Origin of the sequence: Acidovorax sp. SRB_14 (genome assembly GCF_012932145.1) — a bacterium.
Classification (GTDB): Bacteria; Pseudomonadota; Gammaproteobacteria; order Burkholderiales; family Burkholderiaceae_C; genus Simplicispira.
In genome coordinates this window covers 23878-44964 of the sequence record NZ_MWOK01000004.1, presented here as the reverse complement: position 1 = coordinate 44964, position 21087 = coordinate 23878, and the positions used below count along the sequence as shown (strand labels likewise).

The 21087-nt window shown below is 69.8% G+C and carries 16 protein-coding genes; 5 read left to right on the top strand and 11 right to left on the bottom strand.

The genetic code is table 11. The features are described from left to right. The first annotated feature begins 345 nt into the window (after positions 1 to 345). Positions 346 to 1245, top strand: coding sequence for a PEP-CTERM sorting domain-containing protein (locus tag B2J86_RS04410; RefSeq protein ID WP_173024803.1), 900 nt, complete (start codon positions 346 to 348; stop codon positions 1243 to 1245). A gap of 116 nt (positions 1246 to 1361) precedes the next feature. Here the strand turns inward: B2J86_RS04410 and B2J86_RS04405 are convergent, their stop codons facing one another. The 3 genes from B2J86_RS04405 to cphA (B2J86_RS04395) all read right to left on the bottom strand — a co-directional run bounded on the left by B2J86_RS04405 (position 1362) and on the right by cphA (B2J86_RS04395) (position 6899). Beyond that, complete coding sequence (locus B2J86_RS04405; protein ID WP_173024802.1) at positions 1362 to 1862, bottom strand: CreA family protein; 501 nt, start codon at positions 1860 to 1862, stop codon at positions 1362 to 1364. 201 nt (positions 1863 to 2063) lie between these two features. Further along, complete coding sequence (cphA, locus tag B2J86_RS04400) at positions 2064 to 4631, bottom strand: cyanophycin synthetase (RefSeq protein WP_169635965.1); 2568 nt, start codon at positions 4629 to 4631, stop codon at positions 2064 to 2066. A 60-nt stretch (positions 4632 to 4691) separates the two neighbouring features. Next, positions 4692 to 6899: a cyanophycin synthetase gene (gene cphA / locus B2J86_RS04395; RefSeq protein ID WP_169169229.1), complete on the bottom strand. Its 2208-nt coding sequence runs from the start codon at positions 6897 to 6899 to the stop codon at positions 4692 to 4694. Between the two features lie 196 nt (positions 6900 to 7095). Between cphA (B2J86_RS04395) and B2J86_RS04390 the strand changes: the two genes are divergently transcribed. From B2J86_RS04390 to B2J86_RS04380, 3 genes are all read left to right on the top strand, one after another. Further along, positions 7096 to 9411 (top strand): ABC transporter ATP-binding protein, encoded by a 2316-nt coding sequence (locus B2J86_RS04390; protein ID WP_169169228.1) that lies wholly within the window; start codon positions 7096 to 7098, stop codon positions 9409 to 9411. A gap of 11 nt (positions 9412 to 9422) precedes the next feature. Next, positions 9423 to 9905 (top strand): DUF1854 domain-containing protein, encoded by a 483-nt coding sequence (locus B2J86_RS04385; protein ID WP_169169227.1) that lies wholly within the window; start codon positions 9423 to 9425, stop codon positions 9903 to 9905. A gap of 149 nt (positions 9906 to 10054) precedes the next feature. Further along, positions 10055 to 10486, top strand: coding sequence for a hypothetical protein (locus B2J86_RS04380; protein WP_169169226.1), 432 nt, complete (start codon positions 10055 to 10057; stop codon positions 10484 to 10486). Positions 10487 to 10562: 76 nt separating this feature from the next. Here the strand turns inward: B2J86_RS04380 and B2J86_RS04375 are convergent, their stop codons facing one another. From B2J86_RS04375 to B2J86_RS04365, 3 genes are all read right to left on the bottom strand, one after another. Continuing rightward, on the bottom strand, positions 10563 to 11480 hold the full coding sequence (locus B2J86_RS04375) for a 5'-nucleotidase (protein WP_169169225.1): 918 nt from the start codon (positions 11478 to 11480) through the stop codon (positions 10563 to 10565). Between the two features lie 28 nt (positions 11481 to 11508). Beyond that, the gene (gene gspF / locus B2J86_RS04370; RefSeq protein ID WP_169169224.1) at positions 11509 to 12738 is read right to left on the bottom strand and encodes a type II secretion system inner membrane protein GspF; all 1230 of its coding nucleotides are present in this window, start codon (positions 12736 to 12738) and stop codon (positions 11509 to 11511) included. Between the two features lie 154 nt (positions 12739 to 12892). After that, positions 12893 to 13924, bottom strand: a complete 1032-nt coding sequence (locus B2J86_RS04365) for an LLM class flavin-dependent oxidoreductase (RefSeq protein WP_205763792.1) — start codon at positions 13922 to 13924, stop codon at positions 12893 to 12895. A 163-nt stretch (positions 13925 to 14087) separates the two neighbouring features. On the opposite strand from B2J86_RS04365, the gene B2J86_RS04360 reads away from it, so the two are divergent. After that, positions 14088 to 14573: a CZB domain-containing protein gene (locus B2J86_RS04360; protein ID WP_169635966.1), complete on the top strand. Its 486-nt coding sequence runs from the start codon at positions 14088 to 14090 to the stop codon at positions 14571 to 14573. A gap of 123 nt (positions 14574 to 14696) precedes the next feature. Here the strand turns inward: B2J86_RS04360 and B2J86_RS04355 are convergent, their stop codons facing one another. Genes B2J86_RS04355 through gspL form a run of 5 tightly spaced genes read right to left on the bottom strand, consistent with a single transcriptional unit; the run spans position 14697 to position 21010 of the window. Next, positions 14697 to 16085, bottom strand: a complete 1389-nt coding sequence (locus tag B2J86_RS04355; RefSeq protein WP_169169222.1) for a GspE/PulE family protein — start codon at positions 16083 to 16085, stop codon at positions 14697 to 14699. Continuing rightward, positions 16085 to 18322, bottom strand: coding sequence for a type II secretion system secretin GspD (gene gspD / locus B2J86_RS04350; RefSeq protein ID WP_169169221.1), 2238 nt, complete (start codon positions 18320 to 18322; stop codon positions 16085 to 16087). The genes B2J86_RS04355 and gspD overlap by 1 nt, the downstream gene beginning before the upstream one ends. A 14-nt stretch (positions 18323 to 18336) precedes the next feature. Continuing rightward, positions 18337 to 19182, bottom strand: coding sequence for a type II secretion system protein N (gene gspN / locus B2J86_RS04345; protein WP_173024801.1), 846 nt, complete (start codon positions 19180 to 19182; stop codon positions 18337 to 18339). 35 nt (positions 19183 to 19217) lie between these two features. Beyond that, the gene (gene gspM / locus B2J86_RS04340) at positions 19218 to 19781 is read right to left on the bottom strand and encodes a type II secretion system protein GspM (RefSeq protein ID WP_169170079.1); all 564 of its coding nucleotides are present in this window, start codon (positions 19779 to 19781) and stop codon (positions 19218 to 19220) included. Beyond that, positions 19778 to 21010, bottom strand: a complete 1233-nt coding sequence (gene gspL / locus B2J86_RS04335; protein ID WP_169170080.1) for a type II secretion system protein GspL — start codon at positions 21008 to 21010, stop codon at positions 19778 to 19780. The genes gspM and gspL overlap by 4 nt, the downstream gene beginning before the upstream one ends. Positions 21011 to 21087 lie beyond the last annotated feature (77 nt).

Here is a 21087-nt window from a genome sequence, read left to right as displayed (position 1 = left end):
CGACCAATTCAAGGAAACCAATCGGTCGCTCGTGGCACAAGCCCCCGCGATGAGCCTCCAACGTACGCTGCCTGGCGCTGGGTTGGCGGTGTGCCGCCGCCGTGCGCCAGAACAATTTTTGCACCGCGGTCGCAGGGCCGCGCGTCACCGAGGCGTGGCATTCGTCCAATGCGCAGGATCAGAGGCCCCGGATTTGTCGGGTTACTTAACACTCCGCTGAAGCCGGTCCGACGGATTCAAAAAAAAACTTTGCTAAATCAATGTCTTATGGCCATTTTCTAATCTGGCATGGATAGTGCTTGATCACAGTGCAAGTCCTTTTTGATTCCTAACGTAGGAGGTTCCATGTTCAAACGCACCTTTCTAGCGGCCGCTGTTGGTGCCGCACTGCTGATCGGACCGGTTGTATCCGCCAACGCCATTGAACTCACGGCGGGCAATTACAAGATCACGTTCGACAACTACGACTCTGGCACGCTGGGCTATGGGGATACGGCGGGTGTCAAGTGCACGACGGTGGCCGGATGCAATGCAGCAGCAGCCAGACCAGCGCCCGGAACTACCAGCGATACGGCGGGCATCTTGTCGATAGCCGCTATCGAAAACCTGAGCACTGGCCAGACTGAATACGTACGCGGTACTTCCAGCACGCTGGGCGGTATCACGTTCGGCCCCTATCTGACCGGGGTTTTTGGCGGGCTCAACGATTACTTCGTCGAAGTGGGGACTCTGGGGGGTTCGCCAACAACGCTGGCCAATTCCGTAGGAGGATTTTTCAGAATTTATAGCAACGCGACAGATTACAACCCGATCCTCGGTCCGACGGGCGGCGGTGTGAGTTTGGATGCAGGAACGTACCCTGGCATCACGGGCGGAAGTCTTCTCTTGGGAGGCGTCTTTGCAGGCGGTGCCGTGATTGCGGGTGACTCGACCACCAGTTACACATCGCTCTTCAATAACGCCTCTGTCGCTGGCAATGGGCAAGGTTTTCTTGATTTCACGAGCGGCTCCGCGCTGGCATTCTTTGACACGAATTCTCTGACCAACAGAAATGGTGGCAAAAATGACGCCTTTTTGACAGTGGCTTATGACGACGTGAATGGGGTGGCCAGCAGCATTGGCTGGACAGTCAAGTCGGTGGCCCAAGTCACTGGCCAAATTCCGGAGCCTGGCTCCATCGCACTGTTGTCCATGGCCCTTTTCGGTCTGGGTGCAGTGACACGCCGGCGCAACAAACAAGGCTGAGCGATGGCGCGGCGCCTCGGAGCGCAGCGGCGAAGCGGGGCATGGAGCCCCGCTTTTTTTGGTCAGTGCGGCAGCCGTTGCGTGCTGTGCAAGAGCGCTGGCGCACAGGTGCGCCGCTATTTTTTCAGCGGAATCGGCGTGGCGCGGTCCACCGGCACGGCGGTGACGCTGTTCTGCGGCGAGCCGTCGATCAGCTTGTCGGAATAGGTCAGGTACACCAGCGTGTTGCGCGGCGCATCCACCATGCGCACGATGCGCAGGCGCTTGAACAGCAGGGACATGCGTTCGCTGAACACTTCCTCCTGCTGGCGCAGGGGCTTGGGGAAGGTGACGGGGCCGGTCTGGCGGCAGGCGATCGAGGCTTCGACCCGGTCTTCGGCCAGGCCCAGCGTGCCCTTGATGCCGCCGGTGCGCGCGCGCGAGACATAGCAGGTCACGCCCGGGGCGCCGGGGTCGTCGTAGGCTTCCACGAGGATGTCGTGGTCGCGGCCTATCCACTGGAAGGCCGTGTCCACGCTGCCGATCTTCTCGGCCTGGGCGCTGGCGCAGGCGGCCGCGGCCAGGCAGAGGGCGCCAAGGCGCAGCGAAAGAAGGGCGGGGCGGGGCAGTGCGTGCATGGTCCAGCGATTGTGCCGCAGGGCCCTGCGTCGGGCCGGTCCGGCTGCGGCGCACCCGGAAATGGATGGCCCGATTTCCAAGCCAAATTGGCCTCTAGCGCTGATGCAGCAAGGGTATGCAGCTACTGAACTGGTAGTGAAACGCAAAAGGCCCTGGCGAGCGCACCAGGGCCTTGTCGCAGGCGTTGGCGTGCGCTGGCTTCAGCCTTCGCTGCAGCGCCGCGCCAGGTGGGCCAGCGCCTCTTCGACCTGGTCGACCAGCACCAGGCACAGGTCGCCCGGTGCCAGGCGCGCCAGGGCGGTGTCGATGGCGGTGAATTCGCCGTGGATCTCTTCGGTGTGCGTTGTGCGCACGGCGCCCTGCAGGCCCTGGCGCAGCAGGGCCATCACCTCGCCGTCGCCGCGCCCGCGCTGGGCCGCGTCCTGGTAGAGCAAAACGTCGTCGAACGCCGCGCCCAGGATCACGGTCTGCGCGCGGATGTCCTCGTCGCGCCGGTCGCCGGCGCCGCTGATGACCACGCTGCGGCGCTGGGCCGGCAGCGCGTCCACGGCGGCCACCAGGGCGCGCATGGCGTCGGGGTTGTGGCCGTAGTCGGCGATCACGGTGGCGCCCCTGTAGTCCATCAGGTTGAAACGGCCGGGGGCGTTGTCGCTGTCGTTGACAAAGCCCGAGAGGCCGCGCCGGATGGTCTGCCAGGGCAGGCCCGCGCCCCAGGCGGCGGCCACGGCGGCCATCACGTTCTCGACCTGGAAGCCGATCTTGCCATTGCGCGTGATGGGCACGTCGCGCAGGTGGATGTTCTCGCGCCACGAGCCCTCGGCGGCGACGATGGAGTCGCCATCGACGTACACCGAGCGGTGGCCCTGCGCGCGGTGCGTGGCCATCACGGGGTGGTGGCGGTCGGCGGCAAAGAAGATGATCTTGCCGGGGCAGGCGGGCGCCATTGCGGCGGTGATGGGGTCGGCGGCGTTGAGCACGCCGTAGCCATCGTGCGCCACGTTCTGCACGATCACGCGCTTGAGCACGGCCAGGTCTTCCACCGTGGTGATGAAATTCATGCCCAGGTGATCGCCCTCGCCGATGTTGGTGACCACGGCCACCTGGCAGCGGTCAAAGCCCAGGCCCTCGCGCAGGATGCCGCCGCGCGCCGTTTCGAACACGGCCGCGTCCACTTCCGGGTGCAGCAGCACGTTGCGCGCGCTTTTGGGGCCGGAACAGTCGCCGCTGTCGATCTGGCGGCCGTTGATGTACACGCCATCGGTGTTGGTCATGCCCACGCGCAGGCCCTGGGCCGCAAACAGGTGGGCGATCAGCCGCGCCGTCGTGGTCTTGCCGTTGGTGCCGGTGACGGCGACCACGGGAATGCGGCCGTCGTTGCCGTGGGCAAACACCTCGCCCACCATGGCCTGGCCAATGGCGCGCGGTTTGCCATACGACGGCGCCAGGTGCATGCGCAGTCCGGGCGCGGCGTTGACCTCGACGATGCCGCCGTTCTGTTCCTCGATCGGGTGCAGCACGCTCTCGCACACCAGGTCGACTCCGCAGATGTGCAGGCCCACCATGCGCGCCGCCGCCACGGCGCGCGCGGCCACGTCGGGGTGCACGTCGTCGGTCACATCGGTGGCGGTGCCCCCGGTGGACAGGTTGGCGTTGTTGCGCAGCACCACGCGCTGGCCCTTGGGCGGCACGGAGTCGGGCCCAAGGCCCTGCGCGGCCAGGCGCGCGATGGCAATGTCGTCCAGCCGGATCTTGGTGAGTGATGTGGCGTGCCCCTCGCCGCGGCGTGGGTCGAGGTTGACCAGGTCGACCAGCTCACGCACGGTGTGGATGGCGTCGCCGAGCACCTGCGGCGGCTCGCGGCGCGCGGCGGCCACCAGCTGGTCGCCGACGACCAGCAGGCGAAAGTCATGGCCGGGCAGGAAGCGCTCGACCATCACCGTGCCGTATTCGGCGGCGGTGGCGTAGGCCTCTTCGAGCGCGGCGCGCTCGGTGATGTTCACCGTCACGCCCTTGCCCTGGTTGCCGTCCTGGGGTTTGACGACCACGGGCAGGCCCACTTCGCGCGCCACGGCCCAGGCCTCTTCCATGGTCTCGACCGGGCGGCCCAGCGGCACGGGCACGCCGGCGGCGTGCAGCAGGCGCTTGGTCAGATCCTTGTCTTGCGCAATCGATTCGGCCACGGCGCTGGTGGAGTCGATCTCGGCCGCCTGAATGCGGCGCTGTTTGGAGCCCCAGCCAAACTGCACGAGGCTGCCCTGGGTCAGGCGCCGCCACGGAATGCCGCGTGCCGCGGCGGCTTCGACGATGGCGCCGGTGCTCGGGCCCAGGCGTTCTTCCTCGTCGAGTTCGCGCAGTCGGGCCACCACGGCGTCGCCGTCGAAGCTGCCGCTGCCCAGCGCGGCCTCGATCAGGGCCTGGGCATCGTCAAAGGCCTGGCGGCCCACGGCCTCTTCGGTATATTCAACGATGACCTGGTAGACACCCGATTCGGCGGTGGCGGCGGTGCGGCTGAAGGTGACCGGGCAGCCGGCCTGCGCCTGCAGTGCCAGCGCTGCGGACTGCAGCACATGGGCCAGCGAGATGTCGCTGTCGCTGCCCTCGGGGTGCAGGGTGCCGATGGCCGGGAACAGCGCGCGCAACCGGGCTTCAAAGCCGGCGATCTGCGCCATCGCGCGTTCGTGGTCGGCGCAGGACACGACGGCCTCGATGGCGGTGTTGCGGCTCCAAAGGTTGGGGCCGCGCAGGGCCCGAATGCGGGATACGTCCATGGGGTTCTTTCGATGCTGCGGCGGGGCCCGGGGCCCCACGCATGGGCAAAGTCGGGCGGCTCAGAGAGGAAGAAGGGTGCGCGGGCTGCCGCTGGCGGACAGTCCGGGCTCGAAGGTCTTGATGCCGGCGGCAATCAGGTCGGGCGCAATGTCCAGCGCCCAGGCGGCGGCGATGGCAGCCAGCAGTGTGGGGGTGTCGTGGCCGAACCCCAGGCGCTCGGGCGCACCGAGCGACTTCTCGCTGCTGCCGCTGGCCAGCACGACGTGGCCACCGTGCAGCAGCACGGCGCGGCCCTGGTCGGCGGCGCGGTGCGCGGCGATGGCCGGGTTCTGCGCATCCGTGGAATACAGGATGACTGCGCCGTCGCACAGGCGCGCCAGGGCAGCCACCTGCGGCTCGTCGGCATTGAGCACGGCGGCGCCGCTGGGCAGCACCACATCGACCTGGGTGCGCAGCACCCGGGCCATCTGCTCCGGTTCCTGGATGTCGAACATGCCCAGGTCGTGCGCGCCGTCCATGTCGGTCACCACGCCCACGGTGCAGCGGTCGTAGGCGAGGCCGTCGCGCAAGATGGTGCGTGCGTCGTTCTCGATCACGGCGGCCTGCACCATCTGGCTCATCAGCAGGCGGTGCGCGCCTTCCCAGTCGGCGCAGTCGCGCGTGTCCACGCGGCGCTCGTTCATGAACATGCCGTCTTTGCAGGCCAGGCCCGTGTAGCGCCCGCTCAGGTGCACGAGCCAGGCCACCAGGCGGGCCAGGGTCGAGGTGTCGCGCGAGCCCGCCACGCCCACCACGGGAATGCGGCCGGCGTCGCTCTCGCTCTTGCCTTCCTCGATAGGAAACAGGTGCTCCGCAATCGCCTGGCCCACCGGGCGCGGCGCGCCGACGGCGGGCTTGAGGTGCATCAGGAGGCCCGGGCCGGCATTGACTTCGACGATGGCACCGCTTTGCGCGTGCAGCGGGCGCGAGATGTCTTGCGCCACCATGTCGATGCCGGCAATGTCCAGGCCGACGACGCGCGCGGCGAGCTGGGCGATGTAGGCCACCTCGGGGTGGACCTCGTCGGTGCAGTCCACGGCCACGTTGCCGTTGCGCTGCACCACCACCTGGCGGCCGGCGGCGGGCACGGCGTCGGCATCGAGCTCCTGGCGCTTGAGTTCAAGCTGTACCTTGGAATCGGTCGCCAGGTCGATGATTTCGAGCGGGTACTCTTCCTCGTAGCCGCGGCGCGGATCGGAGTTGAGCTGGCTGTCCACGAGTTCGCGCACGGTGGAGCGGCCGTTGCCGGTGATGCTGACGAGCTCGCCGCGCGCCGCCGCCACCACCTTGCCGCCCACCACCAGCAAGCGGTGCTCGTCGCCGGGGATGAAGCGCTCGACCATGACTTCGCTGCCTTCAGGCTCGGCCACGTGCCAAGCCGCTTCGATGTCTTCGCGCCGGCGCAGGTCGAGCGTCACACCGCGGCCGTGATTGCCGTTGGATGGCTTGACCACCACCGGCAGGCCGATGTCCTGCGCGGCCTCCCAGGCCGCCTCGGGGCTGTCGACCACCTGGCCCTCGGGCACGGGCACGCCGCAGGCCTTGAGCAGGCCCTTGGTCAGGTCCTTGTCGCTGGCAATGCCCTCGGCGATGGCGCTGGTGAATTCGCTTTCGGCCGTCCAGATGCGGCGCTGCGCGGCGCCATAGCCGAGCTGCACCAGGTTGCCGTCGTTCAGGCGGATGTGCGGAATGCCGCGGTCGGCCGCGGCGGTGACGATGCAGGCCGTGCTCGGGCCGAGATACCGGTCGTCGACCTCGGTGCGCACGCGCGCCACGGCGGCGGCGACATCGAAGGGCTCGTCGTTGATGGCCGCCATGATGAGGCGGTGGCCTTGCTGCAGCGCCATGCGCGCCACCTGCTCTTCGCGGGCACGGAACACCATGCGGTAGACGCCGCGCTGCGAGGTGCTGCGCGTCTGGCCAAAACCCGTGGGCATACCGGCGAGGTTGAGCAGCTCAATCACGACGTGTTCGAGCACATGGCCGCACCAAGTGCCCTCCTGCAGGCGCTGCAGAAAACCGCCGCGCTCGCCGACGCCGCAGTGATGCTCGACCAGGGCCGGCAGCCAGGTGGTCAGGCGGTCGTTGAAGCCGGGCAGTTTGTGGGAGGGGCAGTCCTCGAGCGCGCCGAGGTCCAGCCAGACTTCCAGCACGGGGCGGTAGGTCCAGATGTTGGGTCCGCGCAGGTAGTTGATGCGCAGCAGTTCGATGTCTTTGATTTTTTCCATGGGTCGCAACGGGTCAGTGGAGGCCGGTCGTGCCGAAGATGACGGGAGATTGTGCGCCGAGTTTGGCACGGGTCCGTGCAGTGCGGCGGCGTGGGCAGGCACACGGTGTTGCGTGCTGCCAGCGGGTTTCGGTCAGAATTCGGGCTCTTGCACGCACCGCCGCCGTGCAGCGTTTTCCGCGCAAAGCCGAATCAAAATGCAACATCTCCCTCCTGTGGACGCCTCAGGTGTCTTTCTTGGCCCCCTCGGGACCGCATTGCGAGCACAGCTCGCACCTCACGAAAACGTGCTGGCCTCGCTGGAGGTTGACCTGAGCGCCCGAATGCAGTTTGGCGCCGGGGCCGTGGCACTGACCGAGGACCGGCTGCTGGCCTGCGAGCCCGGCACCAGCGACTGGCGCGACTGGCCGCTGGCACCCGGCCTCGCACTGCGCCTGGTGGACCATGGCGGCGTGGGCACGCTGGAGCTGCACGACCCGGCGCAGCGCCTCGCGCTGTGGCGCTTTCGCCTGGCCCACCACGCGCAGGCGCTGCGCCTGGTGCAGCGCTTTGAGCTGCAGAGCGCGCGCCTGGGTGCCGCCACGGCGGCCGCGCCGGCCGACGCGCAGGACGCCACCTGCCCGGTCTGCCACGCCGTGCTGCCGCCCGATACCGAAGAATGCCCGGCCTGCGCGCGCGCGCAGCCGCCGCAGCCATCGACCTGGGTGCTGCTGCGGCTGTGGCGCTTTGCCCGGCCCTACCGCATGCAGTTGGCCGCCGGCTTCGGGCTGACGCTGGCCTCCACGGCCGCCACGCTGGTGCCGCCGTACCTGACGATTCCGCTGATGGACGATATCCTGATCCCGTTCCAGAACGGCCAGCAGATCGAGCCCGGCCTGGTGCTGCTGTACCTGTCGGGCCTGCTGGCCTCGGCGCTCGCCGCCTGGGGCCTGGGCTGGGCGCGCACCTACATCCTGGCACTGGTGTCCGAGCGCATCGGCGCCGACCTGCGCACGACCACCTACGAGCACCTGCTGCGCCTGTCGCTCGATTACTTCGGCGGCAAGCGCACCGGCGACCTGATGGCGCGCATTGGCTCGGAGACCGACCGCATCAACGTCTTCCTGTCGCTGCACGCGCTGGATTTCGTCACCGACGTGCTGATGATCGGCATGACGGCGGCCATCCTGTTCTCGATCAACCCCTGGCTGGCGCTGGTCACGCTGGTGCCGCTGCCCTTCATCGGCTGGATGATCCACACGGTGCGCGACCGCCTGCGCACGGGCTTCGAGAAGATCGATCGCGTTTGGAGCGAGGTGACCAACGTGCTCGCCGACACCATTCCCGGCATCCGCGTGGTCAAGGCGTTTGCCCAGGAAAGGCGCGAGGCGCAGCGCTTCCACGAGGCCAACCAGCACAACCTGGAGGTCAACGACAAGCTCAACAAGACTTGGTCGCTGTTCACGCCCACGGTGTCGCTGCTGACCGAGATCGGCCTGCTCGTGGTCTGGGGCTTCGGCATCTGGCTGGTCTCGCGCAGCCAGATCACGGTCGGTGTGCTGACGGCGTTCATCGCCTACATCGGGCGCTTCTATGGCCGGCTCGATTCAATGAGCCGCATCGTCTCGGTCACGCAGAAGGCCGCTGCCGGTGCCAAGCGCATCTTCGACATCCTCGACCATGTGAGCAACGTTCCCGATCCGGTCCAGCCGGTGAAGCTGGAGCGGGTCCAGGGATCCATCGCCATGCACCGGGTCGGATTTCGCTATGGCAGCCGCGCCGTCATCAAGAGCCTGAACCTCGTGATCCGCCCTGGCGAGATGATCGGCCTGGTGGGTCAGAGCGGCTCCGGCAAGAGCACCCTGGTCAACCTGATCTGCCGCTTCTACGACGTCAGCAGCGGCTCCATCCGGGTCGATGGCGTCGATGTGCGCCGGCTCAAGGTGGCCGATTACCGGCGCCACATTGGTCTGGTGCTGCAGGACCCGTTTCTGTTCTTCGGCACCATTGCCGAGAACATCGCCTACGGCAAGCCGGACGCCACGCGCGCCGAGATCATTGCCGCGGCGCGCGCCGCGCATGCGCACGAGTTCATTCTGCGCCTGCCGCACGGCTACGACTCGCTCGTGGGCGAACGCGGACAGGGGCTCTCGGGCGGAGAACGCCAGCGCATCAGCATTGCGCGCGCGCTATTGATCGACCCGCGCATCCTGATCCTCGACGAGGCGACCTCGGCCGTGGACACCGAGACCGAGCGCGAGATCCAGACCGCGCTCGACAACCTCGTGCAGGGCCGCACCACCATCGCCATTGCGCACCGCCTGTCCACGCTGCGCAAGGCCGACCGCCTGGTCGTGATGGAGCGCGGCGAGATCGTCGAAGTAGGTCCGCACGACGAACTCATGGCCCGCGAGGGCGCCTACTGGCGGCTGTACGAGGCCCAGGCGCGGCGTGCCGAGGAGGATGCGCAGGCCGCCGGCGTCGTGCTCGACAGCGGCCTGCTGCACCCGGCCCATCCTGCCGGCAACTCCTGAAACGACACGCCATGCTCCTGTCTACATCCCCTTCTCTGCAACTGCACCGCAACGCCCATGGCCGCCTGGTGCTGACCCTGCCCGACGGCAGCGAACACGCGGGCGTGCTGCCCGTGCGCGCCTTTCCGATCGCCGCCCCCGACGAGGGTCTGTCGCTGGTCGGCAGCGACGGCCACGAACTGCTGTGGATCGAGCGCCTGGGCGACCTGCCCGCGTCCGTGCGCCCGCTGATCGAGGAGGAGCTGGCGGTGCGCGAGTTCGTGCCCGCCATCCAGAAGATCCACAGCGTGTCGAGCTTTTCGACGCCCAGCACCTGGGAGGTGGACACCGATCGCGGACCGACCCAGCTGGTGCTCAAGGCCGAGGAGGACATCCGCCGCCTGGGCGGCCGCACACGGCTGTTGATCGCCGGCAACGACGGCGTGCAGTATTCGGTGGCCGATACCACGGCGCTCGACCGGGCTTCGCGCCGGCTGCTGGAGCGCTTCCTGTAGCGTGCCCACCGGGTCCAAGTGCCTAGGTGAAAACCCGGTTTTTGCACCAAAGGCGCAAAAAGGGCTCAACTTCCCCGGCTTTTTGCCGTAATGGGTGCACGAGGAGGCCGTAAAGCCTTTTTTGTTTCTCTCAACCGTGGGCCACTGCCATGCCACTGCCACCTGTAGACCGATCGCCGCCCTGGCGTCCCCAGGGCGCTGACTTGTATTCGACCGGAGCGTCGGGTGCGGTGCCTGTGCGCCCCGTCCAGGTCGCCAACCCGGTCGAGTCCATGGACCGGCTGGGCGGGGGCGCCATCGTGACGACGCCGGACACCCCGTCGTCGCCCGAGGCGCCCAACCGCGACTGGACCGAGGTCAAGAAGAAGGAAACGGTCGAGGAGCCCCCCGAGCCGCCGAAAGAGCCCATCTCCAAGCAGCTGCTGGAGTTCATCCAGGCCATGTGGCGCGCCAGCGGCAGCGCCATCGAGATGGCGCAGGAGATCAACAAGACCACGCTGGCCGAGCGCATGGCGCAGCAGGCCAAGAACGAGCCGCTGACCTACGCCGACCCCAAGGCCAAGCGCACCGGCGGTCTCTGAAGCGCGCGCTCTGCGCGCACCGGCGCGGCGCACCGCCCTCGCCACGGTTGTGCAGGCCCCGACGCGCCGCCGCCGATCAGTCCGCGGACGGCGGCGGCTGGTTGGCGATGCCGCTGCTGACATGGCCGGCCGGCACATGCAGGGCGGCGCTGCTGACATGGCCGGTCTGGTCGTCGAAGAAGAAGTCCGGCTCGAACTCGCGCAGGAACTCCCCCTTGGACAGCCCGCCGAGGAACATCGCCTCGTCCACGGCGATCCTCCAGTTCATCAGCGTCTGGATGGCGCGCTCGTGTGCGGGCGCGCCGCGCGCCGTGACCAGCGCGGTGCGGATGCGCATGCCGTGCGCGCCGCTTTGCTGCAGCCGGTGCAGCGCCGACAGGAAGGGCTTGAACGGGCCGGGGGGCAGAGGCAGCAGCGCCTTTTCGACCTCGTGGGCCTGGAAGGCATCGAGCCCCGACGACTGGTACACGCGCTCGGCCTCGTCCGAGAACAGCACGGCATCCCCGTCGAACGCGATGCGCACCTCCTGCGGGTGCGTGGCGCTGGCCTGTACCGACTGGGTCGCCACACGGGCGGCCGGAAAGCCCATCGCCAGCGCCTCGTTCACATCGGCGCCGTTGGCCGACAGGAAGAGGTGCGCGCCCAGCGGGCGCAGGTAGCGAAACGGCTCCGCGCCCTGCGTGAACACGCCGCGCTGCACGCTCGCGAGGCCGTGCGCCCGGGCTGAGCGGAACACGCGCATGCCGCTGACCGGGTCGTTGCGCGAGAGCACCACGACCTCCACGCGCTGCTGCCCGGGTTCGTTGAAGGCCAGCAGCTTCTTGACCAGCGAGAAGGCTACGCCCGGGCGCGCCGTGACATCGAGGCGCTCGAGCTGCAGCTGCATGTAGTCCTGCGCCCGCCCCTGGTCGAACAGGCGGTTTTCCTCTTCGAAGTCGAACAGCGCGCGCGAGGAAATCGCGACCACGAGTCGGTCGCCCAGGCCCACGGACATGGCACTGCCTTTCTGCGCCGGTGCGGCGTCATTTGACGAACTGGTTGAGCTGGATGATGGGCAGCAGCACGGCCAGCACGATCAGCATCACGACCAGGCCCATGCCCACGATGAGCAGAGGCTCCAGAATGGTGGCCAGCTGCAGGGCGCGGCGCTGCACTTCGGTCGAGAGCTGCGTGGCCGCGCGCTGCAGCATCACGGGCAGCTGGCCGGTCTGCTCGCCCAGGCGTGCGAACATGGCCAGCAGCCCCGGGAAGCGTTTTTTCTGCGCCAGCGCGGTGGCCAGCGGTGCGCCCTCGCGCACGGCCACCAGCGCGTCGAGCGCGTCGGCGCGCATGGCGCGGTTGTTCAGCGTTTGTGCCGCCGCCTGCAGCGCCTTGAGGATGGGCACGCCGGCGCCCGCCAGCATGGCCAGCGTGCTCGCAAAGCGCGCTGCGTTGTAGCCGCGCGCGAGCTTGCCGACCAGCGGCAGGTTCAGCCATGCGGCATCGAATTTTTCACGAAAAACGGGCCTGGCTAAAGCCCAGCGTCCGCTGAATGCTATTAATACAAGAGCGCCCAGCAGCCACAGCCCGTGGTTGCGCACCAGGGCGCTGAGGCCCAGCATGGCCACGGTGAGGAACGGCAGGGCGCGCTTGGTGCCGGCAAACACGCTGGCCACCTGCGGCACCACGTAGCTGACCAGGAACAGCACGATGGCGATGGCGATCAGGGTCACGATGGCCGGGTAGAGCGCCGCGCCCAGCAGCTTGGCCTGCAGCGCCTGGCGCTCCTCGAGGTCGTCGGCCAGGCGCTCGAGCACCAGGCCGAGGTTGCCGCTGTGTTCGCCCGCGCCGATCACGGCGCAGTAAATATCGGAAAACTCGCGCGGGTGCTGCTCGAGCGCGCGGGCAAAGGTCGCGCCGGCGTTGACTTCGGCGCGCAGCATGGCCACCAGGTGGTGCTGGCGCTCGTCGTCGGCCTCCTCGGCCAGCGCGGTGAGCGCGCGCTCCAGCGGCAGGCCGGACGACACCAGGCCGGCGATCTGGCGCGTCCAGATGGCCAGCCCCGTGGCGTTGAACACCGGGCGCGTGAACAGGCTACGGCCCAGCGCGCCGGCGCTGCCCGGCGCGGCGTCCGGGCCCACGATCTGGACGTTCAGGGGCACCAGCGCCTGTGCGCGCAGCTGGCTGCGCGCGGCCTTGGCCGTGTCGGCCTCCATCACGCCCTTGCGGGTCTGGCCCTGGGCGTCGAGGGCTTCATAGGAATAGGCGGGCATGGAACGGTGGTGCGGCGCAGTGGTGGGGGCAGCTTGCGATGGTAGCCGCTGCGCGGCCAGCGCCGGGCGCGCGCCTGCGGTGGCAGTGGGGCGGATGGTTTTAGGTCAAAAGTGCCTCAAACGCTTGCCAGGTAAGCGCTGTCAGCTCACTTTTCTATAGTCCTTGCTGTGCCGTGCCCGACAGCGCCGCGCAGGCCGCGGCCGCGATGTCGAGCGAGCGCAGGCGGAGCTGGGGGTCGAACACGTCGCTCACCAGCATCAGTTCGTCGGCGCGCGTGGCCTGCAGCAGGGCCGCGAGGCCGCGCTGCACGGTCTCGGGCCCGCCGATCACGGCGGCGGCCAGGAAGTCGTCGATCGCGATGCGCGCCTGCGGGTCGAGCTGCGCGGCAAAGTTCTCGACGGGCGGCAGCAGCAGGCGCCGGTCGCCGGTCAGGATGCCCAACACGCGCTGGTAGGTGCTGCTGGCCAGGAATTCGGCTTCCTCGTCGGTCGGCGCCGCGATCAGCGGCACGCCCATCACCACATAGGGCTTGGCGAGCTGGGCCGAGGGCTTGAACAGCCGGCGGTACAGCTCGATGGCCTGCAGCAGCAGGCGCGGCGCAAAGTGCGAAGCAAACGCGTACGGCAGGCCGCGCTCGGCCGCCAGCTGCGCCGAAAACAGGCTCGAGCCCAGCAGCCAGATCGGCACGTTGGTGCCGGCGCCCGGCGTGGCCACCAGGCGCTGGCCCGGCTGCGCGGGCCCCAGCAGGCGCTGCAGCTCGGCCACGTCGCGCGGAAAGTCGTCGGCGGTCTCGAGCCGGTCGCGGCGCAGCGCGCGCATGGTCAGCGGGTCGGTGCCGGGCGCGCGGCCCAGGCCCAGGTCGATGCGGCCGGGGTAGAGCTCGGCCAGCGTGCCAAAGGCCTCGGCCACCACCAGCGGCGCATGGTTGGGCAGCATCACGCCGCCCGAACCCACGCGCATGCTGCGCGTGCCGCCGGCGATGTGGCCCACCAGCACGGCCGTGGCCGAGCTGGCGATGCCGGCCATGTTGTGGTGCTCGGCCAGCCAGTAGCGCTTGAAGCCGAGCGACTCGGCGTGCTGGGCGGTGCGCAGGGCGATCTGCAGCGCCTCGGCCACGGTGCCGCCTTCGCGCACGGCCACCAAGTCCAGCATCGACAGCGCAGGGGAGGAGAGGGGGGTTGTCATGGCCCCATTGTCCCGCGCTCTTCAAGCCCTTGTGCCAGTGCGTGCGGCGCAGCTGTGGTATCGGCGCTGAAAGCGGTGCCCACGGCGCCCCGATATCAAACAAAATGTATCCAATCGTTGTCTCCGGCGTTTGTGTCGCGGGAGGGGGTGCCGGAGGTGCAGCATGGGATTTTTCAACCGCTTGTTCAAGATTCGCCCACAGGGCCCAGACAGCCTGGAAAGCGCCTGGGCCAGCGAGGACAACGCCAGCGAGCTGGTGCTCGACGAGGAGTACGCCTCCACGCTGATGACCGAGATCGACATCGACACCGCGATCACGGCGCACGAGGCGCTGCGGGGCCGCTTGCAGCGCATGCTCGATGGCGCGCCCGACCCCGCGCTGCAGCCCGACACGCTGTGCCGCGCAGAACATTGCTTTCTGGGCCGCTGGCTGCACGGCGACGGGCGCGATGCGCTGGGGCGCTTTCCGGCCTTCGACATGCTGGTCGCGCGCCACCGCTACTTCCATGTGCAGGCGGCGGCGGTGCTAGCGCATCTGCGCGCGGGCGAGCTGGACAAGGCGCAGCGCACGCTGCAGGGCAGCTACCGGCAGTCGTCGACGCAGGTGGTGGTGCTGCTCAAGGAGCTCAAGCGCGGGATGGGGCGCTGAGACGGGTTGGCCTTTCACCGTACACGTTGTGGGCTCGCCTTGGGGTGCTGCAGCACTGTCTGCGGCTCTCCGCCCAGTGATCCGATGGAAGGCAACCCCGGATAGGGCCGCGCGGCGCGGCCTTCAGTCGCGCGTCACGCGCAGCACCTCTTCGCGGCTGGTGACACCGGCCTCAATCAGGCGCTCGCCGTCGTCGCGCATCAGCGCCATGCCGCCGCCCAGCGCGGCGGCGCGGATGTCGGCCTCGGACGCCCGGTTGTGGATCTGCGCGCGGATGGCATCGGTGGTCACCAGCAGCTCGAACAGGCCGGTGCGGCCCTGGTAGCCCGTCTGGCCGCAGGCGTCGCAGCCGGCGCCATGGCAGGCGGGGCAGTACTTGCGCACCAGGCGCTGGGCCAGCACACCGAGCAGCGACGAACTCAGCAGAAACGGCTCCACGCCCATGTCGGTCAGGCGCGTGACGGCGCTGGCCGCGTCGTTGGTGTGCAGCGTGGCCAGCACCAGGTGGCCGGTCAGGCTGGCCTGGATGGCGATCTGCGCGGTCTCGAAGTCGCGGATCTCGCCGATCATGATGATGTCCGGGTCCTGGCGCAGGATGGCGCGCAGGGCCTTGGCGAACGTCAGGTCGATCTTGCTGTTGACCTGGGTCTGGCCCACGCCGGGCAGCTCGTACTCGATCGGGTCTTCGACCGTCATGATGTTGTTGCGCGTGGCGTCCAGGCGGCCCAGGCCCGCGTACAAGGTGGTGGTCTTGCCCGAGCCCGTGGGGCCGGTGACGAGCACGATGCCGTGCGGCTGGGCGATCAGGCCCTCGAAGCGGCGCAGGGTCTCGCCCTGCATGCCGACGGCCTCCAGGCTCAGCTTGCTCTCGCTCTTGTCGAGCAGGCGCAGCACGGCGCGCTCGCCGTGCGCGCTGGGCAGCGTGGAGACGCGCACGTCGATGGCGCGGGTGCCCAGGCGCAGGCTGATGCGGCCGTCCTGGGGCAGGCGCTTCTCGGAAATGTCGAGGTCGGCCATGATCTTCAGGCGCGAGATCAGCGCCGCGTGCAGCGCGCGGTTGGGCTGCACCACTTCGCGCAGCGCGCCGTCGACGCGAAAGCGCACGCTGCTGAGGCGCTCGTAGGGTTCGATGTGGATGTCGCTGGCGCCGTCGCGCGCGGCCTGCGTGAGCAGCGCGTTGAGCATGCGGATGATGGGCGCGTCGTCGGCGGCTTCGAGCAGGTCTTCGACCGCGGGCAGCTCCTGCATCATGCGCGAGAGGTCGGTGTCGGACTCCACCTCGCTGACCACGGTCGCGGCGCTCGATTCGCCCTGCGAATAGGCTGCGCTGATGCGCTGCGCCAGGCCGTGCGCGTCGAGCGCCTGCAGCTGCTGCACCGGGTGCTTGCGCAGGACTTCGCTCAGCGCCGTAGTGTTGGGCGCGGGGCCGTGCCAGAGCACGAGCCGCTGGCCGTCGTCTTCCAGCAGCAGCTGGGCGGTGCGCGCAAACGCGTAGGGCAGCGGGTGGCGCATCACTGGGGCGAGGGCAGCGGCTCGGACACCGGGGCGGTCGGCACATTGCCCAGCGGCGCGGGCACGGCGGCCGCGGGCGCCGCACCGGGGCGGCCGGCCAGGGCCGGCAGCAGAGGCGCTTCGTTGACCGGAACGGTGCCGCTGGGCACGGGCTGGGCGGCCTGCTGCACGCCGCGCATGATGTCGTAGCGGTCCAGCGACAACTGGCTGCTCTCGTTCGCGTCGCGCACCACCACGGGGCGCAGGAAGACCATCAGGTTGGTCTTGGTGCGCGCCCGCGTGTCGCTGCGAAACAGCGCCCCGACGCCGGGGATGTCGCCCAGGTAGGGGACTTTTTGCTGGCTGCCGGTGTACTGGTCCTGCAGCAGGCCGCCGAGCACGACGATGGCGCCGTCTTCGACCAGCACCGTGGATTCGATCGAGCGCTTGGTGGTGCTGGGGCCGTTGGCGGAGTTTTCGGTGCCGGCCTTGACGGCGGAAGTTTCCTGGTAGATCACCAGCTTGACGGTGCCGTTCTCGTTGATCTGCGGCTTCACGCGCAGCGTCAGGCCGACGTCCTTGCGCTCCACGGTCGTGAACGGGTTGACGGTGCTGGTGTTGCCGGTGGTGGAGTACGAACCGGTGACGAAGGGCACGTTCTCGCCGATCAGGATCTTTGCTTCTTCGTTGTCGAGCGTCAGCAGGTTGGGCGTGGACAGCACATTGCCGTCGCCCGAGGTCTGCAGCAGGTTGGCCAGCGCGCCCAGCACGAACTTGCCGTTGTGCTTGGCCGCCACGCCGAAGTTGAAGCCCGGCGACGGCACTGGCGAGGTGGCCGTGACCCCACCCGAGAGCCCGGCCGCGAGCGAGAACAGGTTGATGCCGCCCACGGTGAAGTTGCTGCCCGCCACGCCGACGACGTTGTTGCCCTGGCCCAGCAGGCTCTGCCACTGCACGCCGAACTGCGCCGCCTTGTCCATGTTGACCTCGGCGATCAGGCTCTCGACCAGCACCTGGGCGCGGCGCCCGTCGAGCTGGTCGATGACCGCGCGCAGCTGGCGGTATTGCGGCTCGGGCGCGGTGATGATGAGCGAGTTGGTCGACGGGTCGGCCTGGATCTGGCCGCCGGTGGACGGCTGGTTGCTGCTGGCGCTGCTGCCCAGGCTGGCGCCCATGCCGGTGCTCAGCCCGGCGTTGCTGCTGCCCGTGCTGCTCGGCGGCGGCGACAGGCCGGGCGACTGCGGACCGGGGCCCGAGCCCGCGCTCGCAGCGTTGCCGCTGCCGGCCGACATGGCGGCGCGCAAAGTGGTAGCCAGTTGCGTGGCGTCGGCATTCTTCAGGTAGACCACATGGATGTTGCCGTGGGCCGCCGAGCTGCCGGGCACGGGCGCCTGGTCGAGCTTCTCGACCAGGGCGCGCACCTGGGCCACGCGCGCCGGGTTGGCGGCGCGTAGGACCAGGGCGTTGCTGCGCGGCTCGGCCAGCAGCGTGGTCTTGAACGAGGTGTCGGCCTGGCCCGGCGTGGCACCGCCGGCCGCGCCCGGGGCTGCACCGGAATCGATGAGGCGTGCGACCAGCGGTGCCAGGTCGGTGGCCAGGGCGTTCTTGAGAGGAATGATCTCCACGTCGCTCGCGTTCGACACGTCCATCGCCGCAATGATCTTGCCCAGGCGCTGCAGGTTGTCGGCATAGTCGGTGATGACCAGCGCGTTGGTGCCGGGGTTGACGTTGATGGTGTTGTTCGGGCTGATCAGCGGGCGCAGCACGGGCACCAGGTTGCTGGCGCTTTCGTAGTTGAGCTTGAAGATCTGCGTCACGATCTGCCCGCCCGCGGGGCCGCTGCTGCCGGCGCGGGCCACGCTCACGCTGCCGCTTTGCAGTTTGGCATCGGCCTCGGGCACGACCTTGTACAGGCCGGCGGACTCGACCACGGTGAAACCCTGCAGGCGCAGCGCCGCCAGGAACTGCTGGAAGGCCGCCGCCGGGCTCACGGCGCGCTCGGTGACCAGGTTCAGCGTGCCCTTGACGCGCGGGTCGACCACCACATTGCGCCCCGTGATGGTGGCCATGGTGCGGGCCACGGCCTCGATCTCGGCGTTGGCGAAGTTCAGCGTGACCGGCTCGCCCGGGCGCACGCTGGTGCTGCCCGTGTCCACCGCGGTTTGGGCATGAATTGGGCCTGTAGCGCTTGCCAGTAAAGCGCTGGAGGCTATGATTTGAATAGCGGTCCGCAGGGGGTGCTTGGGGGGAAAATGCATTCGGTACTCCAGGTTCAACCCAGGGTGATGATGGAGCGCGCACCGCTGCGCCGCCCGATGATGTTGAGCAGGTTGGCCAGGGCCGCCTCGCGCTCGGGCGCGGCGCTGGCTTCGCCCGCGAAGCGCAGGCGCTGGCCAACCCATTGGCCGCTGCCGCTCAACTGCAGGCTGCCTTCGAGCGTTTGCAGCGTCAGCGTGGGCACCTCGCCGCCCTGCAAGGCAAAGCGGTAGCTGCCCATGGGCCGCAGCGTCGACAGGCGCGACGACATGGCCAGCGCATCGAGCTGCGCCTGGCCTGCCAGCACCAGGCGCCCGGCAGCCCAGTCGGCCTGCAGGCCCGTGGTGCGCAGCAGCAGCTGGCCCTGCGGCTGCAGGGTGTTCCAGGGCGTGCCCAGACCGGCCAGCACGGCCGCGGGCCACTGGCTCTGGCCGTCGGCCAGCGCCAGGTGTGCGCCACCCCAGCGCGGCCGTGCCCGCAGCTGCAGGGGCACGGCGGTGCAGCAGGCGGCGTGGACGTCGGCGCGCAGCCCGGTCCACGTGGGGCGCACGCGCCAGCCGACGCGGCCGGGCAGCGCGGCGATGTCCTGGCTGGCGGCGCCGCCGGTGAGCACCAGCTGCGCCGAGCCGGTCCACACCGTGCCGCGCGCCTGCGCCAGCTGCAGCTGGCCGCCGCTGGAGCGGGCCACGCCGCCCGCCAGCCACTGCGCAGGGGCAAAGGCCGCCAGCGCGGGCAGCGCGCCGGCCAGCGCACCGGCCAGCGCCCAGGCCCAGGGCGCACGCGTGCTGCGTGCCGGCCGGGCGGCGCGCGCGGGCCGCGCCAGGCTGCGTGGCAGGACACGGGGGCGGAACAGGGATGTCATGGCGGGCAGGAGGGCGCGCAGGCCGGCGGGTCCGTTCAGCGCGGCGGCAGGGCCAGCACCAGCGTGCCATCCCAGAGCGGGGCGGGGGCGGCAGCGGGCAGGTCGGACAGCGCCGTGGTGCGGCGGCCTTCGGCCGCTGCGGCGCCGCTGCGCACCAGGTGCACCTCTTGCGGCACGGCGTGCGCGTTGCTGCGCACCTGCGCCAGCCAGGGCGCAAGCGCATCGGCCGGCGTGCCCTTGAGCGTGACGGTGGCCTGGTCGCCGGAGAGGCTGAGGCGGGCGCTGCCGCCCAGGTGTTCGGTCACCGCGCTTTCCAGCGCGCGCCGGGCGTTGTCGGGATCGGCGCGCGGCGTGCCTTGCAGTTGCTGGGCCTCGGCCTGCAGCGCCTGCATGCGCTGCAGCTCCGCATCCAGCTCCGCATGGCGTGCGGGCGCGGTGCGCTGCGTTTGGAGCGCCGGCGCGATGCCGACCCACCACAGCAGGGCCAGCGCAATGGCGGCGGACGCAGCGCGCACCAGACGGCGCTCGCGCGGGGCCAGGGCCTGCCAGCGCGTGCGCAGCTGCGCGGCGGTGGCGTGGGAGACGGCCTGGGGGCTCATGGCGTGGCTCCGGCGCGCACGCGCAGGCTGTCGCCCTCGGTGTCCAGTTGGTAGCCGCTGGCGCGCGCGGCGGCGGTGGCGCGGCCCTGCTCTTCGGCGCTGAGCGCGGGGCCGCGCAGGCGCAGCGCGCCGGCGCTGTAGTCGATGGCGCTGGCCTGCCAGGCGGCGGGCAGGACGCCGGCGGTGGCGGCGAGCAGGGGTTCGAGGTCACTGGCCGACAGGGCACCGGCGGACAGGCGCAGCAGGGCCAGTTCGCGCTCCATCTGCACGGGCGCATCCACCACCAGGCGCACCTGCGGGAAGGTGGCGGTGAGGGCCTGGCGCACGCCGCCCTGCTTGGCGGCGAGCGCCTGGCGCTCTTGCCAGGCCCAGGCATTGAGGCCCACCACGTGCGCCAGCACCAGCACGGCGGCGCCCCAGCGCGCGGCGCGCCACTGCGGCGCGCGCAGCACGGCGCCGGCCAGCGAGCCGGCCTTGCGTAGCGTGCGCGTGCGGCCCGAGCTGGCCAGGTCGAACTGCGCCAGATCCCAGTCGCTGCGCGCGGCCTGCAGGGCGCGCTCGCTCGCGCTCTCGAGCTGCACGGGGCGCGCCAGCACGCGCTCGGCCAGCGCGGCCACGGCGGGTTCGGCGCGCACGGGCACGGGGTCGTCTTCGCTGGCGCCGGCCAGCGCCAGCGCGGCGCCCGACAGGGGCAGCACGGCCACGCCCAGGTCGGCGCCGTGGCCGGTGACGACCAGCTGCGCGTCTTCGGGCGTGCCCTGCGCGAACATCTCGCTCTGGCCGCTGGCGGTGGCGCCCGGCGCAAATTCGGGCACCACGCGCGTGGCCGGGCGGCCCGCGGCTTCGAGCACCTGCAGCGCTTCGCGCAGCCAGGCGCGGTCGCAAATGGCCACCCAGGCGGGCGTGCCGGGCCGGGCGCCGGGCTCCAGCGCAAAGTGCAGCTGTTCAGGGTCGTCGAGCAGGCGCTCTTCGAGCAGGCCTTCGAGCACGGCGCGCAGGCGCGGCGACTGGCGGCCCACGCCTTGCGGCAACTGCACGCGTTGCCACGACAGCGCACGCGCCGGCACCACGGCCACCACCTCGCCGGCAGCGCGGCCGGACTCGGGCAACTGGGCCGCGCGTGCGCTGGCGTGGCCGCTGGCGTGGTGGCCGTCGGCGCTCAGCGTGTAGCGCAATTCGGTGTTAGGCCCCAGGCGCGCCAGGGGCAGGTGGAGGATCAGGGTGCTCATGGAAGACAGTGGCGGGCCATTGTAGAGGTCGGTTGTGTCGTGGGTGTATCTGGACGTCTGCTGCCGGACGGCGCGTG